Source organism: Streptomyces sp. NPDC020422 (assembly GCF_044386705.1).
Classification (GTDB): domain Bacteria; phylum Actinomycetota; class Actinomycetes; order Streptomycetales; family Streptomycetaceae; genus Streptomyces.
In genome coordinates this window covers 1-19202 of record NZ_JBIRVJ010000006.1, presented here as the reverse complement: position 1 = coordinate 19202, position 19202 = coordinate 1, and the positions used below count along the sequence as shown (strand labels likewise).

At 75.3% G+C, this 19202-nt stretch carries 14 protein-coding genes and 1 pseudogene; 8 read left to right on the top strand and 7 right to left on the bottom strand.

Going from position 1 to position 19202, the window contains the following annotated elements; translation table 11 throughout:
- Position 1: 1 nt before the first annotated feature.
- Both ACH414_RS17150 and ACH414_RS17145 read left to right on the top strand, forming a co-directional pair.
- On the top strand, positions 2–241 hold the full coding sequence (locus ACH414_RS17150) for a hypothetical protein (protein WP_398942281.1): 240 nt from the start codon (positions 2–4) through the stop codon (positions 239–241).
- A complete protein-coding gene (locus ACH414_RS17145; protein WP_382534182.1) occupies positions 238–771 on the top strand; it encodes a universal stress protein in 534 nt (177 codons plus the stop codon). Before ACH414_RS17150 ends, ACH414_RS17145 begins: the two co-directional genes overlap by 4 nt.
- Here the strand turns inward: ACH414_RS17145 and ACH414_RS17140 are convergent.
- Positions 756–1979: a DUF6777 domain-containing protein gene (locus ACH414_RS17140; protein ID WP_382534184.1), complete on the bottom strand. Its 1224-nt coding sequence runs from the start codon at positions 1977–1979 to the stop codon at positions 756–758. The genes ACH414_RS17145 and ACH414_RS17140 overlap by 16 nt on opposite strands.
- A gap of 372 nt (positions 1980–2351) precedes the next feature.
- Here ACH414_RS17140 and ACH414_RS17135 point away from each other — a divergent pair, with 372 nt between their 5' ends.
- The gene (locus ACH414_RS17135; RefSeq protein ID WP_398942279.1) at positions 2352–3719 is read left to right on the top strand and encodes a streptophobe family protein; all 1368 of its coding nucleotides are present in this window, start codon (positions 2352–2354) and stop codon (positions 3717–3719) included.
- Between the two features lie 162 nt (positions 3720–3881).
- Here ACH414_RS17135 and ACH414_RS17130 read toward each other — a convergent pair whose 3' ends face one another.
- From ACH414_RS17130 to ACH414_RS17120, 3 genes are all read right to left on the bottom strand, one after another.
- On the bottom strand, positions 3882–4895 hold the full coding sequence (locus ACH414_RS17130; RefSeq protein WP_398942277.1) for a serine/threonine-protein kinase: 1014 nt from the start codon (positions 4893–4895) through the stop codon (positions 3882–3884).
- A 344-nt stretch (positions 4896–5239) separates the two neighbouring features.
- Positions 5240–5998, bottom strand: coding sequence for a hypothetical protein (locus ACH414_RS17125; protein WP_382534189.1), 759 nt, complete (start codon positions 5996–5998; stop codon positions 5240–5242).
- Positions 5999–6004: 6 nt separating this feature from the next.
- Positions 6005–8491 (bottom strand): FHA domain-containing protein, encoded by a 2487-nt coding sequence (locus ACH414_RS17120; protein WP_398942275.1) that lies wholly within the window; start codon positions 8489–8491, stop codon positions 6005–6007.
- Between the two features lie 135 nt (positions 8492–8626).
- On the opposite strand from ACH414_RS17120, the gene ACH414_RS17115 reads away from it, so the two are divergent.
- Positions 8627–9280: a TetR/AcrR family transcriptional regulator gene (locus ACH414_RS17115; RefSeq protein WP_382534193.1), complete on the top strand. Its 654-nt coding sequence runs from the start codon at positions 8627–8629 to the stop codon at positions 9278–9280.
- Positions 9281–9953: 673 nt separating this feature from the next.
- On the opposite strand, the gene ACH414_RS17110 is transcribed toward ACH414_RS17115, so the two are convergent.
- Positions 9954–10775: a DUF3626 domain-containing protein gene (locus ACH414_RS17110; RefSeq protein WP_382534195.1), complete on the bottom strand. Its 822-nt coding sequence runs from the start codon at positions 10773–10775 to the stop codon at positions 9954–9956.
- Between the two features lie 138 nt (positions 10776–10913).
- Here ACH414_RS17110 and ACH414_RS17105 point away from each other — a divergent pair, with 138 nt between their 5' ends.
- The 3 genes and pseudogenes from ACH414_RS17105 (at position 10914) to ACH414_RS17095 (ending at position 14770) form a co-directional block, all read left to right on the top strand.
- Entirely contained in the window at positions 10914–11588 is a 675-nt protein-coding gene (locus tag ACH414_RS17105; protein WP_398942273.1) for a ThuA domain-containing protein, read from the top strand.
- 167 nt (positions 11589–11755) lie between these two features.
- On the top strand, positions 11756–13147 hold the full coding sequence (locus ACH414_RS17100) for an NADP-dependent succinic semialdehyde dehydrogenase (RefSeq protein WP_398942272.1): 1392 nt from the start codon (positions 11756–11758) through the stop codon (positions 13145–13147).
- A gap of 474 nt (positions 13148–13621) precedes the next feature.
- Positions 13622–14770 (top strand): annotated as a pseudogene (locus ACH414_RS17095) (PP2C family protein-serine/threonine phosphatase).
- Between the two features lie 18 nt (positions 14771–14788).
- On the opposite strand, the gene ACH414_RS17090 reads toward ACH414_RS17095, so the two are convergent.
- Both ACH414_RS17090 and ACH414_RS17085 read right to left on the bottom strand, forming a co-directional pair.
- Positions 14789–15799, bottom strand: coding sequence for a PHP domain-containing protein (locus ACH414_RS17090; RefSeq protein WP_382534202.1), 1011 nt, complete (start codon positions 15797–15799; stop codon positions 14789–14791).
- An 18-nt stretch (positions 15800–15817) separates the two neighbouring features.
- The gene (locus ACH414_RS17085) at positions 15818–17890 is read right to left on the bottom strand and encodes a SpoIIE family protein phosphatase (protein ID WP_382534203.1); all 2073 of its coding nucleotides are present in this window, start codon (positions 17888–17890) and stop codon (positions 15818–15820) included.
- 90 nt (positions 17891–17980) lie between these two features.
- Here ACH414_RS17085 and ACH414_RS17080 point away from each other — a divergent pair.
- Positions 17981–19202 (top strand): BTAD domain-containing putative transcriptional regulator (locus tag ACH414_RS17080; RefSeq protein WP_398942270.1); only part of this gene is annotated, 1222 nt, incomplete at its 3' end.

Sequence of the window (19202 nt, the reverse complement as noted above, 5' to 3'; positions counted from 1 at the left end):
CATGTCCGGACACTTCACCGACCGGGACGAGAGGGCGTGGCAGCGGCAGGCGGAGCAGAGGATCGCCGTGCCATTGGATATCGGATTTTGGATCCAATCGCTGTGGCGCGGGGCCCGGCGCCATCGCCGCGCGGAATCGGTCACCGCGCTGGCCGCCACCACCCCCGCCACCGGCGCCGCGACCGTGACCGCGACCGGCCCTCGGGTCATCGCGGGCCCCCGTCCCTGCGGGCCGGCGTGACCCGGATCGTCGTCGGCGTGAGCGGCTCGCTCGCCTCGCTCGCCGCCCTCCGGTACGCCACGGCCCTCGCCCGCCGCGACGGTGCCGAGCTGCTCGCCGTGCTCGCCTGGGAGCCGCCGGAGGGCGAGGCGGCGTACGCCCGCGTCCCCGACCCGGCCTGGGCCCGGCTGTGGGCGGGCGAGGCGAGGCTCCGGCTGACCCGGGCCTTCGACGAGGGGCTGGGCGCCGCGCCCCGGGGGCTCGCGGTCGAGCGGCGGATCGTGCGGGACGCACCGGCCGCCGCCCTGCGCCGGGCGGCCGACCGGCCCGGCGATCTGCTCGTCCTCGGCATTACACCGGGCCGTGGCCGGCTCGGCGGACCACGTCGTCGACCGGTCCTGCGGGCCGTCCTCGCGCGGGCCGCCACACCCGTCGTGACGGTCCCGGGACCGCTGCTCCGCCGCGGCGAGGCCCGCGTCCTGCGGCGGCACGCCCGTACGGGACGCGCGGCGCCGCAGGAGTACCCGGCGGCCTCTCAGGCGATCGGCTGAGGTCCGGGCGCGCCCGGCAGGGGCGGCGAGACGGAGGTCGAGCGCGAGCCGGACGGGGAGACCGGCGCCGTGATCGAAGCCGTCGCGGTGCCGCTCGCGCTCTGGCTCGCGGACTGCGACGTGGACCCCGTCGTGGTCAGGGGCGCCGGCTGCGACTGCGGGCCCGTTGTCGGCGGCGACGGCGGCGGCGCCGAGGACGGCGTCACCGACGACGTCGACGGCGAGGGGCTCGTCGTGGAGGCCGAGGGCGAGGGGCACGGCGAGGGCGTCACGCCGTCGACCGGCGTCGGGGTCTGCGTGCCCGTGACCGTCACGCACGGGATCGGGGTCGTCGGCGACGTGGAGGGCGAGGTCGACGGCGACGTGGAGGTCGAGGGGGACGTCGAAGGAGACGTCGAGGCGGACGTCGACGGGGACGCCGAGGGCGAGGTCGTCGGGGGCGGCGGGGGCGTGGTGTGCCGGTCGTGGTGGCCGGTGTCGCCCGGCTTCCGGGCGATCCAGCGGTCGTCGTGCGGGTCGTAGATCACGAAGATGTTGATGACCGTCACCGAGGGCTGGACGACCACCACCTTGTCGGTCCGGTAGCCGGGCCAGGCCGCGCCGACCTGCTTCGGGGCCTTCTGGGCGACCGGCGGCGTCAGCGGGTTGCCGCAGGCGCACCGCACCCGCGGCACCCCGTGGTCGTCGACCATGACGGCCGTGCCGGCCTGGAGCACCGACTGGAAGGGGGCCGGGGAGCCGTCCTTGAAGCCGTGGTTGGTGACCCGGGTGTCCACCCGCAGCTGCACGGAGGTCAGGGAGCGCAGATAACCGGGGACCTCGTTGGCCGAGATGCCGAGGACCTGGGCGAAGGCCGCGTTCTTCGGGGGCTCTTCGGCCAGGAACCTGATCTGCTGCTCGACGTCGCAGCTCGACGTGCGGTGGGTGCCGCCGTACAGGCCGGGCGCCGAACCCGGCACGCTCTGCGTGGTGTTGGCGCCGGTTCCGGTCTGACTGGGCAGTGGAACCGGGGACATGGAGGCGCTCGTGGCGCGGGCCGTCGAACGGGTGAAGGGGGCCGGGCCCGCGGCGGAGACGTTCTGCGGGAAGATCTCGCCGCCGCCGGCGCCCGCCTCGTTCTTGCCGCCGCCGCTGTCGCCCCGGGTGAGGACCACGACGAGCGCGATCGCCGCCACCAGGACGGCCGTGATCGAGGCGACCTTCGGCACCGAGCGCCACCACGGGCCCCCGCCGCCACCGCCGGTCGGGCCCCCGCCCGTACCGCCGCGGCCGGAACCGCCCGACCCGCCTCCGCCCCCGCCGGAGCCGCCCCCTCCTCCGCCGGAGCCGCCCGCGCCGCCGCCCCCGCCGGACCCGTCGTACGGCGGGCCCGAAGGCGGAGGTGGCGCGGCCTGTCCAGGGCGCGTGGTCGGACCCGAGAGGGGGCCCGAGGGCGGGCCGGCGGGGCGACCGCCGGGAGGGACCGAGGGGCTGCCGGACGGCGGGTGGGAAGTCACGTTTTTCCCTTTCTTCCGTTCCGCGCCCATTGTGTGCGCCGACCGGGTCCCGCCCGCAAGCGGACGGCGCCCTCCGGTACTAGCGTGGGCGGGGTGAGCACCCGGCTCCCCACCCCACCCAGCCCCCAGGCCACCGCCCGTCCCGCGGGGCGACTCGCCCGTGACGTGGCCCTGGCCCTCCTGACGGTCGTCGCCGGCCTCCTGGCGATGGGCGTCGTCGCCGGCCTCGGACTCTGGGCCGCGGGCGCCGCGGACCTCCCCGGTGGCGCGGGCGCCTTCGTCGCCGTCCTCGCCGCCGTCGTCGTCATGGCCGCGGGCGGCCAGGTCGGCCTCGCCGGAGACGCCGGCGACCTCGCCGGCACCCAGGCCGAACTGACCGCCATGCCGCTCACCGTCACCCTGGTGGGCGCGCTCGTCACCGGCTTCTGCTTCCTGCGCCCGCTGCGCCACCACGCCGTCGCCAGGACCCGCGACCTGCTCTCGCTGGCCGTGCCCACCGTCCTGGTCTGGCTGGTCGCGCTCGCGGGCCTCTCCGCGCTCGCCCGGCACGACTTCCCGATCACCCTCGGCGGCGACACCTCCCAGAACAGCGGGGACCTGGGAGACCTCTTCAACGACCTCCTGAACGCCACGAACCCCTCCGTGGGCTTCACCACCGACGTCGGCCCCACGCTCTTCTACGGCCTGCTGTGGATCCTCGGCGTCCTCGTCGTCGCGCTGCTCGTCTCCCGCGGGACCCCGCTGCCGACCCGGCTCGTCCGCCACCACCAGGCCGTCCGACCGGCCGCCTCCGCGATGCTCCTGCTCGTCCTCGCGTACGTGCTCGTCGGCCTCGTCATCGGCATCGTCGTCGCCGCGACCAAGGGACACGCGAGAGAGACCCTGGCCGTGCTGCTGCTCGGCCTGCCCAACGTCAGCTGGCTCGCGCTCGGCGTCGGCATCGGCGGCTCCTGGGAGGGGCGCGTCGAGGGCCCGTTCGGGCTCCCCATGCCGCAGATCCTCGACTCCGTCCTGCGCGGCGGGAAGGGCGGCGACCTGAACACGGTCGACCTCTCCAGCCTCGCCTCCTACGACTCCCGCGCCTGGTGGCTGCTGCCCGTCGCCGCCGTCCTCGTGCTCGCCGCCGCGTTCGTGGCGGCCGTACGGTCCCCGGCCCGCGTCCGGCTCTGGCAGCACTCCCTCCACCTCGGCATCGCCTTCGCGCTCACGATGCTCGTCGTCGCCCCGCTCACCCTCGTCGAGGCCCGGTTCGGCCTGTCGATCCTCGGCATCGGCGAACTGGAGTCGCTCGGCGGCGAGGTGGTGCTCCGCCCGAACATCTGGAAGACCGTCGGCTTCGCCCTGCTCTGGGGCCTGGTCGCGGGCCTCCTCGGCGGTCTGCTCGCCCGTCCCGTGCGCAGAAGGGGCGAGGTCGACACGCCGACGAAGAGCGGCGAGCGGCCCACCGGGTGACGGCTCGCCAGGCTACGCCCACCGGGCGGCGGCCCACCAGGCTACGCCCAACGGGTGGCGACCCACCGGGTGACGGCCCGGCCCGCGCGGGGCAGCCGCGCCGCGCCATCCGTCCCTGCCACGGCCCACGGGCCCCCGGCCCGGCGCCGCTCCACGCGCCCCTCACCACCCCGCTTCGTCACCGATCCGCCGGAACACCGGCCGCGCCCAGCGTGGAGGCTCCGGCGGCGCGCCCTGCGGCCAGCCGCCGGTGTCGGTGTCCCGGGGCGGGTTCTTGGCGCGCGTTCCCCGCTCCAGCGCCGCCCGCAACTCCACCACGAACTCCAGGCACGTCCCGTACCGCTCCTCGGGAGCCTTCGCCAGCGCCTTCGCGAGGACCTCGTCCGCCGCCTCCGGCAGCCCCGCCCGCACCTCCGAGAGCGGCGGTGGCGGATCGTACTGCTGCGCCCACAGCACCGCGATGTCGTCGTCCCTGCGGAACGGCACGGCTCCCGTCAGCATCTCGAAGACCACGCACCCCAGGCTGTAGACGTCGCAGCGGCCGTCCACCGGCTTCCCCGAGATCTGCTCCGGCGCCACGTAGTCCAGCGTCCCGACGAACTGCCCCACCGTCGTGAACCCGGTCAGCGACAGCGACTTCTTGGTCAGGCCGAAGTCGGTCAGGTACACGTGCTCGGGATGGTCCCGGTCGGTGCCCTCGGCCACCAGGATGTTGCCCGGCTTCACGTCCCGGTGCACCAGGTCGTGGGCGTGCGCCGCGTCCAGGGCGGAGGCCACCTGGATCGCGATCCGCCCGGCCGTCCGCGGATCGAGCGCACCCTCGCGGTCCTCCAGGGCCCGCAGGTCCTGGCCCGGCACGTACCGCATCGCGATGTACAGCAGGCCCTCCGTCTCGCCCGCCTCGAAGACCGGCACGATGTGCGGGTGGTCGATCGCCGCGGCCACGCGCGACTCGTGCGCGAAGCGCCTGCGGAAGGTGTCGTCCCGGGCCAGCTCCGGCGCGAGCAGCTTCAGGGCCACGGTCCGGTCGAGGTTCAGGTCATGCGCCCGGTAGACCACCGCCATGCCGCCGCGCCCGATCTCGTCCTGGACCAGGTACCCCGCGACCTGCCGGCCGAGGAGCCCCGAGTCCCGGCCGACCGGCAGCCCGGCGGAGGCGTCCGTGTCCACGGGCACGCCGGGGACGGTGCCCGTGGGATCGGCCGCGGGGATCTCCGGGGGAGGGCTCGGAAGGGCGTCGGGAGCGGCCTCCGGAGCGGCCGTCGGCGGGGCCTCCGCAGGGGCGTCGGGAGCGGCGTCAGGAGCGGCGTCAGAGCCGCCCGGGCGTGCCGCCCGCGCGGCGTTGGGGGGCGCGCTGACGGGCGTGCCGGGGGGCGCTCCTACTGGGGTGTCCGCCGACGTGCCCGCCGACGTGCCCGGCGGCGTGTCCGCCGACGTGCCCGGCGGCGTGTCCGGCGACGTGCCCGGCGGCGTGTGCGCTGTCGTGTCCGGCGGCGTCTCCGGCGGTGTGTCCGGGGTGGTCATCCGCGCTCACCCGCCCCCTCCGGACCGCCTGCCGTGCCTGCCGACCCCGTCCCGCCCGGCTCACCCACCCCGCCCACCACCCGGGTAGGAGAATGGGCCGGAGCATCCCTGTCCAGACCGGGCACCACCTGCGTCGGCTCGTGGGCCGCGTCGGCGCCGCCGGCACCCTCCGCCCCGCCGGCCGCCCAGATGCCGCCGGACGCCCCGGGCCCTCCGGACTCCGGCACCGGCGCGGCGGCGGACGGACCCGACGAGGCCGCGTACGTGCTCAGCCCGGCCCCGTCGCAGTAGAGCCACCGCTCGTGCTCCGCGTCGTACAGCCACAGCGACTCGCCGTCGACGACCATCCCCACCCGCAGCCCGCGCGTGCGCCGCCGGAACGTCTCGCCGTCCGCCCTGCCACCGGCCAGCTCCTCGGCAGCCCTCCGGTAGCGGCCCAGGGCGTCCTCCGCGCGGGCGATCAGCGGCCGGGGGTCGGCGGTCCGGGCGAGCGGGCGGCCGGCCGCGGGCGGATCGTCCGGCACGGAGACGAGGAGACGGGCGTCGACCCACGCCGACCAGCCGTTGGAGCACAGGACCCGCCCCCAGTCACCGGCCCGGTCCACGAGGCGCACCGGCAGGAACGCGTCGAGGGGGACGGTCGGCAGCCCCGGATCGGGCGACTCCCAGGCCGGCAGCCCGTCACGGGGCACGACGTGCGTGGGCCGGAAGTCGGGCACGTACGCGTAGTCGGAATCCGGTACGACGGCGTTCACGGCACGCTACCTCCGCATGACGACCGGCTCGTGCCGGCGCAGCAGCCGGGCGACGACGAAGCCGAGGACGACGCTGAGCACGACCAGCATCCCCATGTCGAAGAGCCAGGCGCTCACGGTGTGGTCCATCAGGGGGTCCGCCGTCTTCTCGCTCGGTGCGACGGCCCCGATGTCGATGGTCGCGCCCATCGCCGCGAACGCCCACCGGGACGGCACCAGCCAGGCCAGCTGCTCCAGGACAGGCGTGCCGCGCACGTTCAGGAGCGCCCCGCAGAACACCACCTGCACGATGGCCAGGAGGACGAGCAGCGGCATCGTCACCTCCTCCTTGCTGACCAGCGCCGAGACGAACAGGCCCAGCATCATCGCGGTGAAGGCGAGCAGGGCGACGGCCAGGGTGAGCTCCACCAGCGGGGGCATCAGCACGCCCTTGCCGTCGGGCACGTTGAGCGGTACGCCGATCAGGGCGACCAGGGTCAGCACCACCGCCTGCGCGACGGTGATCAGCCCGAGGACCACGACCTTGGACATCAGGTACGCCGAGCGGGAGAGGCCGACGGCTCTCTCCCTGCGGTAGATGGTCCGCTCCTTCACCAGCTCCCGCACCGCGTTCGCCGCCCCGGTGAGCACCCCGCCCACGCACAGGATGAGCAGCACGTTCAGGGTCGACTCGGGGCCCAGGCTGCCGTCCGACAGGGCGCGTGCCATCCCGCCCATGACGAACGGCAGCGCGATCATGATGGCGAGGAAGGTGCGGTCCGCCGCCAGGGCGGCGGTGTACCGGCGTACGAGCGTCCGCAGCTGGGACCCCCAGCTCTGCGCCTTAGGCGGCGGCGGTGGCGCGGGTTCCGCAGGGCCGCCGATGGGGGCGGGGGCCGGGCGGGCCATGGCCTCCTCGATGTACTGCCGGTGGAAGCGCGAGGCGCGGTACTGGCCGGCCCAGTCCCGGGCGCGGTCGTTCTCGAAGGCCTCGAACGCCTCGGGCCACTGGTCGAAGCCGAAGAAGCCGAGCGTCTCGTCGGGCGGCCCGTAGTAGGCGACCCGGCCGCCGGGCGCGAGGACGAGCAGCCGGTCGCAGACGTCCAGGCTCAGCACGCTGTGCGTGACGACGATGACGGTGCGCCCGTCGTCGGCGAGACCGCGCAGCATGTGCATCACCGAGCGGTCCATGCCCGGGTCGAGGCCCGAGGTCGGCTCGTCGAGGAAGAGCAGCGAGGGCTTGGTGAGCAGTTCGAGCGCCACGCTGACCCGCTTGCGCTGCCCGCCGGACAGGCTGAGGATGGGCTGCCCGGCCCGCTCCACCAGGCCGAGCTCCCCGATCACCTCGTCCACCCGGGCGTGCCGCTCGGCGGCGGCGGTGTCCTCGGGGAACCGCAGCTCGGCGGCGTAGGCGAGGGCGCGGCGCACGGTGAGCTGGAGGTGCAGGATGTCGTCCTGCGGCACGAGGCCGATGCGCTGGCGCAGCTCCGCGTAGTCCCGGTAGAGGTCGCGCCCGTCGTAGAGCACGGCGCCCTGGTCGGCGGGCCGCTGACCGGTGAGCGCCCCGAGCAGCGTCGACTTGCCCGCGCCGGACGGGCCGACGACGGCCAGCAGGCACTTCTGCCCGACGGGGAAGGTGACGCCGTCGAGGAGGGTCTTGCGGCCGTGGTCGACGGTGACGGCGAGCTCCTGCACGTCGAGCGAGACCTCGCCGGTGTCGGTGAACTCGACCAGGTTGCCGCCGATCAGGCAGAACGCGCAGTGCCCGATCCCGACGATGTCCTCGGCCGTCACCCGGGCGTGGTCCACGGGGCTGCCGTTGAGGAAGGTGCCGTTGTGGCTGCCGAGATCATGGATCCAGTACGTGCCGTCCGGCGCCGCCCGCAGCTCGGCGTGCCGCCGCGAGACCGTGAGGTCGTCGACGACCAGGTCGTTGTCGGGGGCCCGCCCGATCCGGACGCTGCGCGCGGGAAGCGGCCGCACGGAGGTGGGCTGCCGGAAGGTGCCCGTAAGGGCGGGGTACGAGACGGAGGACGGGCGGGGCGGGGCGTGCGGCGGCGCGGGGGCGGAGGCCGGGGCGGGCGCCGGGGCCGGCGTCGGCGCGACCGGGCCGGACGGTGTCGCGGGGGTGGCGACCGGAGCCACGGGCGCGGGGGGCGGGGGCGGGGCCGCAGGCGCCGGGGAGTGGGCCGGCGCCGCCGAGGAGAACACGGCCACCGGCCCGTCCGAGGGGTGCCCGAAGCGGATGACCGTACCCGGCCCGACCGCGCTCAGTTCGACCCGCCGATCGTCCGAAAAGGTGCCGTTGGTGCTGCCCGCGTCCTCGACCGTCCAGTGATCGCCGGTCGCGCGCAGCACGGCGTGGTGCCACGACGTCCTGGCGTCGGCCAGGACGAAGTCGCTGGTGGGGTCGCGTCCGATGCGATAGACGCGGCTCGGGTTCATCAGGGTCGCGTCCCCGCCGATCTCCAGGACCAGCTCGGGCGCGGCGGGCGCGACGGGCCGCTCTCCCATGTCCGAATCTTAACTTCGGACGCCGGTCCGTGCCCGGGAGAGCCGCCGGTATCGTGGTCGCCCCGTGCCCCCGCGGCCTGGCCGGGCAGGGGAAGGCCCGTACGTGCCGAGCAGGGAGAGGAGGGGGAAGGGACCGTGCCGAAAGACGTCAGCAGGCGCCGGCCGCACACCCGCGCGGCGGTTCTGAAGGCGGCCCTGGAGGTCTTCGCCGAGCACGGGTTCCACGCCGCCTCGATCGAGCAGATTTGCGAGCGCGCCGGATTCACGCGCGGCGCGTACTACTCGAACTTCGCCAGCAAGGAAGCGCTCTTCCTCGCCCTCTTCGACGAGCACAGCGAGCGGATCGTGCGCCGTCTCGCCGAGTCGATCGACGCGCTCCCGGCCGAGGAGCACACGCCTGCGGGGATCGCCCGACTCGCCTCCCGCGTGGAGCCGGAAGAGCGGGACTGGTACCTGGTCAGCACGGAGTTCACCCTGCACGCCATCCGCGACCCGCAGGCTGCGTGGGTGCTCGCCCGGCACGACGCCCGGCTGCGGGCGGAGATCGCCCGCGGGATCGAGCTCGTGCTCCACCGGGCGGGCCGCGAACTCACGGTGGACGCCGACCGGTTCGCCCGGATGATCGTCGCCCTGCGGGAGGGCGGTCTCGCCCAGAGCTACGTCGAGCCGTCCGCGCTGCCCCCGGGGACGCTCGAACGGGACTTCCTGGCCCCGCTGTTGGAGTCCTGTACGCGCCCGACCGGCGGTACGGGCCAGCCGCCGCCCCAGGCAGACCAGCCGCCGACCTGACCAGACCAGCCGGCCTGTGCGGCCGAGCCGGCCTGTGCAGCCGGGTCGATCCAGGCACGCCGGGCAGACCAGCTGGCCTGAGCAGCCGAGTCGACCTGAGCAGCCCAGCGGCCTGTCCAGGCCGGCCAGGCCGGGCAGCCGAGCCGGCCCGTGCAGCCTGGTCGATCCAGGCACGCCGGGCAGACCAGCCGGCCTGAGCAGACGAGCCGGCGCGAACAGACCAACCGGCCCGGGCAGCCGAGCTGGCCTGAGCAGGCCGGGTAGGGCGTGCCGCCGAGCTGGCCTGTGCGGCCGGGTCGATCCAGGCACGCCGGGCAGACCAGCCGGCCTGAGCAGCCCAGCGGCCTGTGCAGGCCGGCCAGGCCGGGCAGCCCAGCCGGCCCGTGCAGCCGGGTTGTTCCAGGCAGGCCGCGCAGACCAGCCGGTCCCTGCGGCCGGGTCGATCCAGGCAGGCCGCGCAGCCCAGTCGGCCCGTGCGGCCGGGTCGATCCAGGCACTCCAGGCAGCCCAGCCGGGCCGTGCAGGTCGGCCAGGCCAGGCAGGCGGTGCCGCCCTCGCCGGCCCGGGCAGGCCATGCACGTGCAGCCCGGGCAGGCCATGCAGGCCAGGACCGCGATGAGGGCCAGGCAGCCCGGGCCGACGGCGAGGGTGGGGCAGGAGGCGGGCCGGAGGCCTAGCGCTCCGGCGCGCCGAAGCGGGCCAGGAGGTGCCAGACCCGCTTCACGTCCTGCCGGTCGTAGCGCCCCGACTCGGCCGCCTCCTGCACGATCCGCGCGTCGAGCCGGCCGTCGACGGCGATCCGGGCGCCCAACTCCACGTACTCGGGCCCCCGGTACTCCGGGTGGCGCCGCAGCTCCGTGACGGACAGCCGGAAGCCGCCGTGCCACTCGACGGGACAGGGCAGGCGGCGGGCGGCGGCCTCGACCGGTGTGCCGCGGAAGCTGGGGTCGAGGACCAGCGCCTCCACGTCCCGCGCGATCTCGACCGGGCCGTGGACATGCGCCTCGATGCAGTCGTCGAGGGCGTCCAGGTCGTCCGCGTCGGCCAGGGCGATCAGGGACATCCGGTCGGCGACGCCGAAGTCGGCCGGCTCCAGGACGCTGTCCGGATAGCAGAAGGTCGTACGGGCCAAGGTGGCGTAGGACAGCCGGAAGTGGGACGAGCCGAAGCGCGGGGCGGCCCCGTAGGGGCGCAGCCGGTGGTCGAGCGCGCCGTACACCGGCCGTTCGGACGCGGGGGCGTCGTCGTACGCGCCGCCGAATATGCGGCTCTCCCATCGCCAGCGGTCGCCGCCCGGATGGGCCGTGAGGCCGCCGTTGCTGGTGCCGGTGACGAACTGCGAGCGGTACACGCCGTCTTCGGCGAGCCGGTCGAGGAACGTGGGGTGGAAGTTGAGCGTGACCCTCAGGGCGGGGTCGAGCGGCGTGCCCGCCGAGCGGTCGGAGACGTGGCGGAGGGCGGCGGCGGCGCGCGGGGAGTCGATCAGGCTGTCCATCGGCGCAGTCTTCCCCACGGGCCGCCCTTGCGGCACGGGGATTTCGCTGGCTACGGTCGCAACGGGCAACGAGAAAGCGCTTGCTGTGCGCCGGAGGCGGTGCACCGACAGCAGCCGACGGCACACCTCAGGAGCAGCGTGAGCGACACCAGGGACGTCCTCGTCTACACCCGTACCACCGGCTACCGCCACGACTCCATCCCCGCCGGAGCCGCCGCCCTCGCCGAACTGGCCGCCGACGCCGGTTTCCGCGCGGAGACCACCGAGGAGCCGGACGCCTTCGCTCCGGCCCGCCTCGCCCGCTGCGCCGCCGTCGTCCTCCTGTCGACCACCGGCACCGTGCTCACCGACGCCGGCCGCGCCGCCTTCGAGGCGTACGTACGGGGCGGCGGCGGCGTCCTCGCCGTGCACGCGGCCGCCAACGCCGAACCCGACTGGCCCTTCTACGGCGAGCTCCTCGGCACCCGCTTCGACGGCCACCCCGAGGTCCAGCCCGGCGCGGTGTGCGTGGACGCGAAGGACCACCCGGCCACGGCCCCGCTGCCCGTCCGCTGGGAGTGGACCGACGAGTGGTACAACTTCACCTCCAACCCCCGGGCCACCGGCGTCCGCGTCCTCGCCCGCGCCGACGAGACGACCTACCGGGGCGGCACCCTCGGCGCCGACCACCCCCTCGTGTGGTCCCGCGAGACCGGGCCCGGGGGCGCGGGCCGCTTCCTGTTCACCGCGCTCGGCCACGCCTCCGAGGCGTACGCGGACCCTGCCTTCCGCGCCCACCTCGCGGGCGCCCTGCGCTGGGTGACCGGCGGCTGACCCGCCTGGCTTGGCGCCGTCGCTCCGCCATCCGGCCGGCGGGGCCCCGATCGGGGCAGGGGCCCGCCGGACGCCCGGGCGCGTCACCCCACCGCACCGCCCCGATTGCGCCCCGGGCCCGGCCGCGAAAGGTTGCCGATTGGGGGCGGAGGCCAGGAGGAGACGACATGGGCATCGCCACCGTGAACCCCGCGACCGGGGAGACGCTGCGCACGTACGAGGCCCACGGGCCCGCCGAGGTCGAGCGCCGGATCGGCGCCGCCCACGAGACGTACCGCCAGTACCGCACCACCCCCTTCGCCGAGCGCGCCCGCCTGATGCGCGCCGCCGCCGCCCTCCTCGACGAGGACACCGAGGACATCGCGCGCACCATGACCACCGAGATGGGCAAGCCCATCTCCGCCGCCCGCGCCGAGGCCGCCAAGTGCGCCAAGACCATGCGCTGGTACGCCGACCACGCCGAGGCCCTGCTCGCCGACGAGCACCCCGCCGAGCACGACGTCCAGGACGCGGGCGCCGACACGGCCCGGGTCCACTACCGCCCGCTCGGGCCCGTCCTCGCGGTCATGCCGTGGAACTTCCCGCTCTGGCAGGTGATCCGCTTCGCCGCGCCCGCCCTGATGGCCGGCAACACCGGGCTCCTCAAGCACGCCTCCAACGTGCCGCAGACGGCCCTCTACCTCGGCGACCTCTTCCGCCGTGCCGGGTTCCCCGAGGGCTGTTTCCAGACCCTTCTCATCGGCTCGGGCGCCGTCGAAGGCGTCCTGCGCGACCCGCGCGTGGCCGCCGCCACCCTCACCGGCAGCGAACCCGCCGGCCGCTCCGTCGCCGCCATCGCCGGCGACGAGGTGAAGAAGACGGTCCTGGAGCTCGGCGGCAGCGACCCGTACATCGTCATGCCCTCCGCCGACGTCCCGCGCGCCGTGAAGACCGCCGTCACCGCGCGCGTACAGAACAACGGGCAGTCCTGCATCGCGGCCAAGCGGTTCATCGTCCACCAGGACGTCTACGACGACTTCGCCGAGCGCTTCGCCGCCGCCATGAACGCCCTCACCGTCGGCGACCCGCTCGACGAGGCCACCGACGTCGGCCCGCTCGCCACCGAGCAGGGCAGGACCGACCTGGAGTCCCTCGTCGACGACGCCGTACGCCAGGGCGTCACCGTCCTGTGCGGCGGGAGCCGCCCCGAGGAGCTGCCGCGCGGCTGGTTCTACCGGCCGACCGTGCTCACGGGCATCACCCCTCAGATGCGCATCCACCGCGAGGAGACCTTCGGCCCCGTCGCCACCCTCTACCCGGTCGCCGACATCGAAGAGGCCGTCGCCGTCGCCAACGACTCGCCCTTCGGGCTCAGTTCCAACGTGTGGACCCGGAAGGACGAGGACATCGCCTTCTTCGTCCGCGACCTGGAGGCGGGCGGCGTCTTCGTCAACGGCATGACCGCCTCCCACCCCGCGCTGCCCTTCGGCGGCGTCAAACGCTCCGGGTACGGGCGTGAGCTCTCCGGCCACGGCATCCGCGAGTTCTGCAACGCGACCACGGTCTGGCAGCGCGCCTGACCGGCCCCGGCCAACCGCCCGTCTCGCGCCTGGCCGCTGCCTGACCCGCGCCGGCCTGCACCCGGCCTGCGCCCGACCCGTATCTGACCCGTCCCCGACCTGGCCCGTGGCCAGTCGCGCCCGACCCGTGTCCGGCTGTTGCCTGACCCGCGCCTGACCCGTGCCCGGCCTGCGTCCGACTCGTATCCGACCTGCCCCCGACTCGTCCCCGACCCGTGTCCGCTCGCCGCCCGGCCCGTGCCCGGTCGCGCCCGACCCGTGTCCGGCCGCTGCCTGACCCGCGCCGACTCGTATCCGACCCGTCCCCGGCCCGTGTCCGCTCGCCGCCCCACCCGTCCCCGCCCCGTGCCCGCTCGCCGCCCCACCCGCCCCGCCCCGCCCCGTGCGGCTCGGCGTCTCGCTCGACGAGGGTCGGGGCAGGACGAGGGGGCGGGGCAGCGGGACACGCGCTCTCCCCTGAGGTATGCCTTTTCCATGGAACCCCGCCGGCGAGCCCTCACCCCGCGCCTGTCCCGCACGGGCGGTCGGCTGCTGCTCGCGGTGCCCTTCGTGCTGATCGCGGTCGTCACCGTCGTCGACGTCCTGTCGCCGCCCGACGTCCACCTCGGGCCGTTCCTGATCGCCGCGCCCGCGATGACCGCCTCCTTCGCCGGGCCGCGCGTGACGGCGTTCGTCGGGGCGGTCGCCGTGCTCGCCCAGTCGGTGGTGGCGGTCGCGCGCACGAGCATCACCGACCTCAACCACACCTACCAGATCATCGCGCTCACCCTGATCTCGGTCATGGCGACCTTCTTCGCCGCCCTGCGCGAGCGGGACGAGCAGCGGGTCGTACGGCTGCGCTCCATCGCCCAGGCCGCCCAGAGCGTCGTCCTGCGCCCGCTGCCCACCCGGGCGGGGCCGCTGCGCATCGCCTCGGTCTAGCTGGCGGCCGAGGAGGAGGCGCAGATGGGCGGCGACCTGTACGCGGCGTCCCGCACGGCGACCGGGACCCGGCTCCTGATCGGGGACGCCCGGGGCAAGGGGCTCGACGCGATCAGCGAGGCCTCGCTCGTCCTGGGCGCCTTCCGCGTCACGGCCCGCCGCGAGCGGGAGCTGCCCGACCTGATCGGACACCTGGAGGAGGGCGTCGGCTCCGCCGAGGCGACCGAGGCGACCGAGGCGACCGAGGCGACCGAGGCGGCCGTAGGCGCCGCGGCCGAGGCCTTCGTCACCGCGCTCGTCCTGGACATCCCCGACCTCGAACCCGTCGTACGGCTCGTGAACTGCGGGCACCCGCCCCCGCTGCTCCTGCGGGCGGGACGGGTCCTCCCGCTGGACTCGGCCGACGCGAGCCCGCCGCTGGGGCTCTCGGACGTGCTCTCCCCGGCCGTGACCGTCGAGACCTTCCCCTTCGACGTCGGCGACGTGCTCCTGCTCTACACGGACGGGGTCATCGAGGCCCGGGACGCCTCCCGCGCCTTCTACCCCCTCACGGAACGGCTCGCGGCCTGGACCGGGGACGACCCGCCGACCCTGCTCGACCGGCTCCGGGCCGACCTCGAAGCGCACGTCGGCGGCCACCTCGGCGACGACGCCGCCCTCGTCGCGGTCGAACGGCTGGCGCCGCAGCCGCCCGCGCCGTAGCCGCCGGAGCACGCTGCCTCAGGACCGGGTCCACTCCAGGAGCCGCTCCGCGGACCACGTGTTGATCACCCGCTCCGCGGGCACCCCGCACTCCTCCGCCCGCGCGCAGCCGAGGATCTGCCACTCCAGCTGGCCCGGCGCGTGGGCGTCCGTGTCGACCGCGAAGTACACCCCCGCGTCCACCGCGAGGCGCAGCAGCCGGCGGGGCGGATCGAGCCGCTCGGGGCGGCTGTTGATCTCCACCGCCGTGCCCGACTCGGCACAGGCGGCGAAGACCCGCTCCGCGTCGAACTCCGACTCGGGCCGCAGCCGCCCACCGCTGACCAGGCGGCCCGTGCAGTGCCCGAGCACGTCCATCAGCGGGTTGCGGACCGCCTTCACCATCCGGCGCGTCATCGCCCGCGCGTCCATCCGCAGCTTCGAGTGCACCGATCCGACCACCAGGTCGAGCCGGTCGAGGAGCTCGGGCTCCTGGTCCAGGGAGCCGTCCTCCAGGATGTCGCACTCGATCCCGGTGAGCAGCCGGAACGGCGCCCACGCCTCGTTCAGGCGCGCCACCACGTCCAATTGCTCGCGCAGCCGCTCGGGGGAGAGCCCGCGCGCCACCTTCAGGCTCGGCGAATGGTCCGTCAGGACCGCCCACTCGTGCCCGATCCGGGCCGCCGCGCGCCCCATGTCCTCGATGGTGCTCCCGCCGTCCGACCAGTCCGAATGCAGATGGCAGTCGCCGCGCAGGGCCGCGCGCAGCGCCTCGCCGCCCTGGGTCTCGGGGGCCGTGATCTCCTGCTCCAGTCGGTCCAGATAGGCCGGCACCCGCCCGGCGAGCGCCTCGCTCACCACCGCGGCCGTCTTCGGCCCGATGCCCTTCACCGACTCCAGGGTTCCCGCCGCGGCCCGCCGCGCCACCTCCTCGGCGCCGAGTGCCGTCACCGCCGCCGACGCGGTACGGAAGGCACGCACCCGGTACGTGGGGGCCTGTGAGCGTTCCAGGAGGTACGCGATGCGCTCCAGCGCCGCCACCGGGTCCATCGGCCGCACCGCCTTCCGTCAGCCCGCCGCGCCCGCGGTGGACGCGGGCCCGATCTCGCACCAGACCGCCTTGCCCTCGCCGCGCGGCTCCACGCCCCAGCGCGAGGCGAGCGCGTCCATCAGCAGCAGGCCGCGCCCCGAGGTCGCCGCCTCGCCGGGGGTGCGCCGCCGCGGCCAGGCGCTCGACCGGTCCTGCACCGACAGCCGCACCCGCCGCACCGGCTCCGGCAGCACCTCCAGGGTGAGCACCGCACCGCCCTCGGTGTGCAGCAGCACGTTCACCAGCAACTCGCCGGTCAACAGCTCGGCGTCGTCGGCGAGTTCGGGCATGCCCCAGTCCACGAGCGCCTGGCCCACCGCGGCCCGCGCGTCCGACAGGCCCTGGGGGTCGGCCTGGTGGATGTACTGGTGGATGCGCGGAGCCTTCGGCGTGCCCGGGTCGGGGGTGCGCCGCAGCACGAGCAGCGCCACGTCGTCGCCCGAACCCCAGCGCTCCCACAGCTGCTCGGAGAGGTGGTCGGCGAGCGCCTCCGCCTGCGGCGGGCCGCTGCTCACCGCCTCGGCGAGTGCGGCGAGGCCGCTTTCGATGTCCGTGCCGGGCTGCTCGACGAGCCCGTCCGTGTACAGCACCAGCGTCTCGCCCGGCACCAGGTCGAGCCGGGTCTCCGGGAACTCCTCGTCCCCGAAGACCGTCGCGAGCCCCAGGGGCAGGCCGCCGCGCAGCTTCGGCCGCCCCACCCGCCCGTCCGTGTGCCGGATCAGCGGTCCCAGGTGCCCCGCCCGCACCCCGCGCACCGTGCCGCCGGCGAGGTCGACCTGTGCGTACGTACAGGTGGCGAAGCGGTTGGTGTCGAGCTCGGCGAGGAAACGGGAGGCACGGGCGAGCACCGTGGACGGGGCGTGGCCCTCGCCCGCGTACGCCCGCAGCGCGATCCGCAGCTGGCCCATGATCGCGGCGGCGTGCGTGTCGTGCCCCTGCACGTCGCCGACGACGACCCCGACCCGCCCGCGCGGCAGCGGGATCACGTCGTACCAGTCGCCGCCGACCTGCCGTCCGCTCCACGCCGCGTGATAGCGCACGGCGATCTCGCCGCCGGTGATCACCGGGATCCGGCGGGGGAGCATCGTCGCCTGGAGGCCGGTGGCCAGCTCCCGCTCCTCGTCGAAGAGGATCGCCCGCTGCAGCGACTGCGAGACGATCGCCGCCAGACCGAGCAGCAGGTTGCGCTCGTCGGCGTTGAACGCGCTGCGGCGCCGGTAGAACAGCGCGAGCCCGCCGAGCTTGCGGGCCTGCGCGATCAGCGGGAGGTAGCAGGCCGACTTGAACGGCAGCCGGCTCACGTACGGCGCCAGCTCGGGGAAGTCGCGCCCCAGCGTCGCGAACGAGGGGACGAACCGTGGCCGTCCGCTCAGCACCGCCTCCGACAGCGGCAGACCGCGGTCGAGCCGCCGGACCCGGAAGTCGTCGAGGATGTCGAGGGACTCGCCGCTCAGCGCGATGATGTTGAGGGAGTCGTTCTCCACCAGCCCCAGGGCCAGACCCTCCGCGCCGAGCCGGGCGAGCCCCCCGGGGCCGGTGAGCGCCGCCGTCACGTCGTCCACGGTCACCGCCCGCGACAGGGCGTGCGTCGTCCGCTCCACGATCGTGGTCTGCACCTCGCGGCGCTTCTCCAGCTCCAGCAGGAAGGCCGAGTGGGTCACCTCGGCCGTGGCGTCCCGCACGATCCCCACGATCCGGTATGCCATCCGGCCGTCCCTGCGCAGGATCCGCGCCTGTACATGCGTCCATTGGGGGGTACCGTCGGCCCGTTCGAGCCGGACGTGCGCCGTGTACGAGGACTCGCCGCCGGTGATGGCACGGCGGATCACCGCGTCGAGGCGGGCACGCTCCTCCGGGTCGAGCCCGCGCACCAGCGTCGCGGGCCGCCCGTCGAACTGCTCGGGGGCAAGCCCGAAGACCAGCAGCCCCGCGTCGTCGACATCGATGGTGCCGGTGTCGAGATCCCAGTCGAAGCTGCCGGTGCGGTTCATGGCGAGGCGCTCGGTCGGCCCGATCTCGCCGCCGCGCGTGCTCCGCTCGTCTTCGGTCATCCTCCCCATTGTCGAACCGGCACCCCCCGTACGCCATGGCGGCGACACCACCGTGTGGGTGTCGCTCCAGCCATTCGGCAGAATGGGCCGGTGCAGCCGCGCTATCGCATCCTCGGTCCCGGTCAGGCCCTCCGCGTCGACGGCGGTGAGGCCGTCCTGAACGGTGCCCGGCTCCGAGCCCTGCTCACCGCCCTGGCCGCGAGCGGCGGGCGCCCGGCCCGTACGGACGCGCTCATCGCCCAGGTGTGGTCCGAGGACACCGCCCAGGCGAACGACCCCGCGGGCGCCCGGGCCGGCGAAGGGGCGGGCGACCGGCTGGCCGCCCTCCAGGCCCTGGTCGGACGGCTTCGGCGGGCCCTGGGGCCGGGCGCGGTCCTCTCGGAGCCCGGCGGCTACCGGCTGGCCGTCGCCGGGCCGGAGGACGTCGACTACTTCCTCTTCGAGCGGAACGCCGATGCCGGCGCCCGCGAGCTGGCCGGCGGCCGCCCCGGACGGGCCGCGGAGCTCCTCGACGAGGCCCTCGGCCTCTGGCGGGGCGCCGCACTCGCCGACCTCCCGGGCCACGACACCGACCCCCTCGCCGTACGCGCCGAACGGCTCCGCACCCGTGCCCGCCGTGACCGGCTCGCCGCCGCCGTGGCCCTCGGCCACGCCCAGGACGTCCTCGCCCCACTGGCCGCCCTCGCCGCCGAGCACCCCCTCGACGAATCCGTCCACGCCCTGCACCTCCGCGCCCTGCGCGCCGCGGGCCGCCCCGCCGAGGCCCTGGCCGCCTACGCGGACGTGCGCACCGCCCTCGCCGACCGGCTGGGCACCGACCCCGGTCCCGAACTCAAGCAGCTGTACGCGGAGTTGCTGGAGGGATCCGAAGCCGCGCCGCCCGAGACCCCCCGCCGGGCGCTGCCCGCCGCACTCACGAGCTTCCTCGGCCGGGACGCCGATCTCGGCGCGTTGTACGCCGAGTTGAAGCAGTCCCGCCTGGTCACCCTGCTCGGGCCGGGCGGAGTCGGCAAGACGCGGCTCGCGATGGAGGCCGCCAGGGGCGTCGAGGCGGCCCAGGGCGACCGGGAGAGGGAGGTGTGGCTCGCCGAACTGGGCGCCGTTCGCGCGGAGTCGGACGTCGCGGCTGCCGTTCTCACCGCTCTCGGAGCCCGCGAGACGCAGCTCTGGAGCGGCCCCGCCCTCGCCGAGGCGGCGAACCGCGACCCGCTCGCCGCCCTGGTCGAGCACTGTGCCCGACGCCGGATGCTGATCCTGCTCGACAACTGTGAGCATGTGGTGGCTGCGGCGGCGGAGTTGGTGGAGGTGTTGT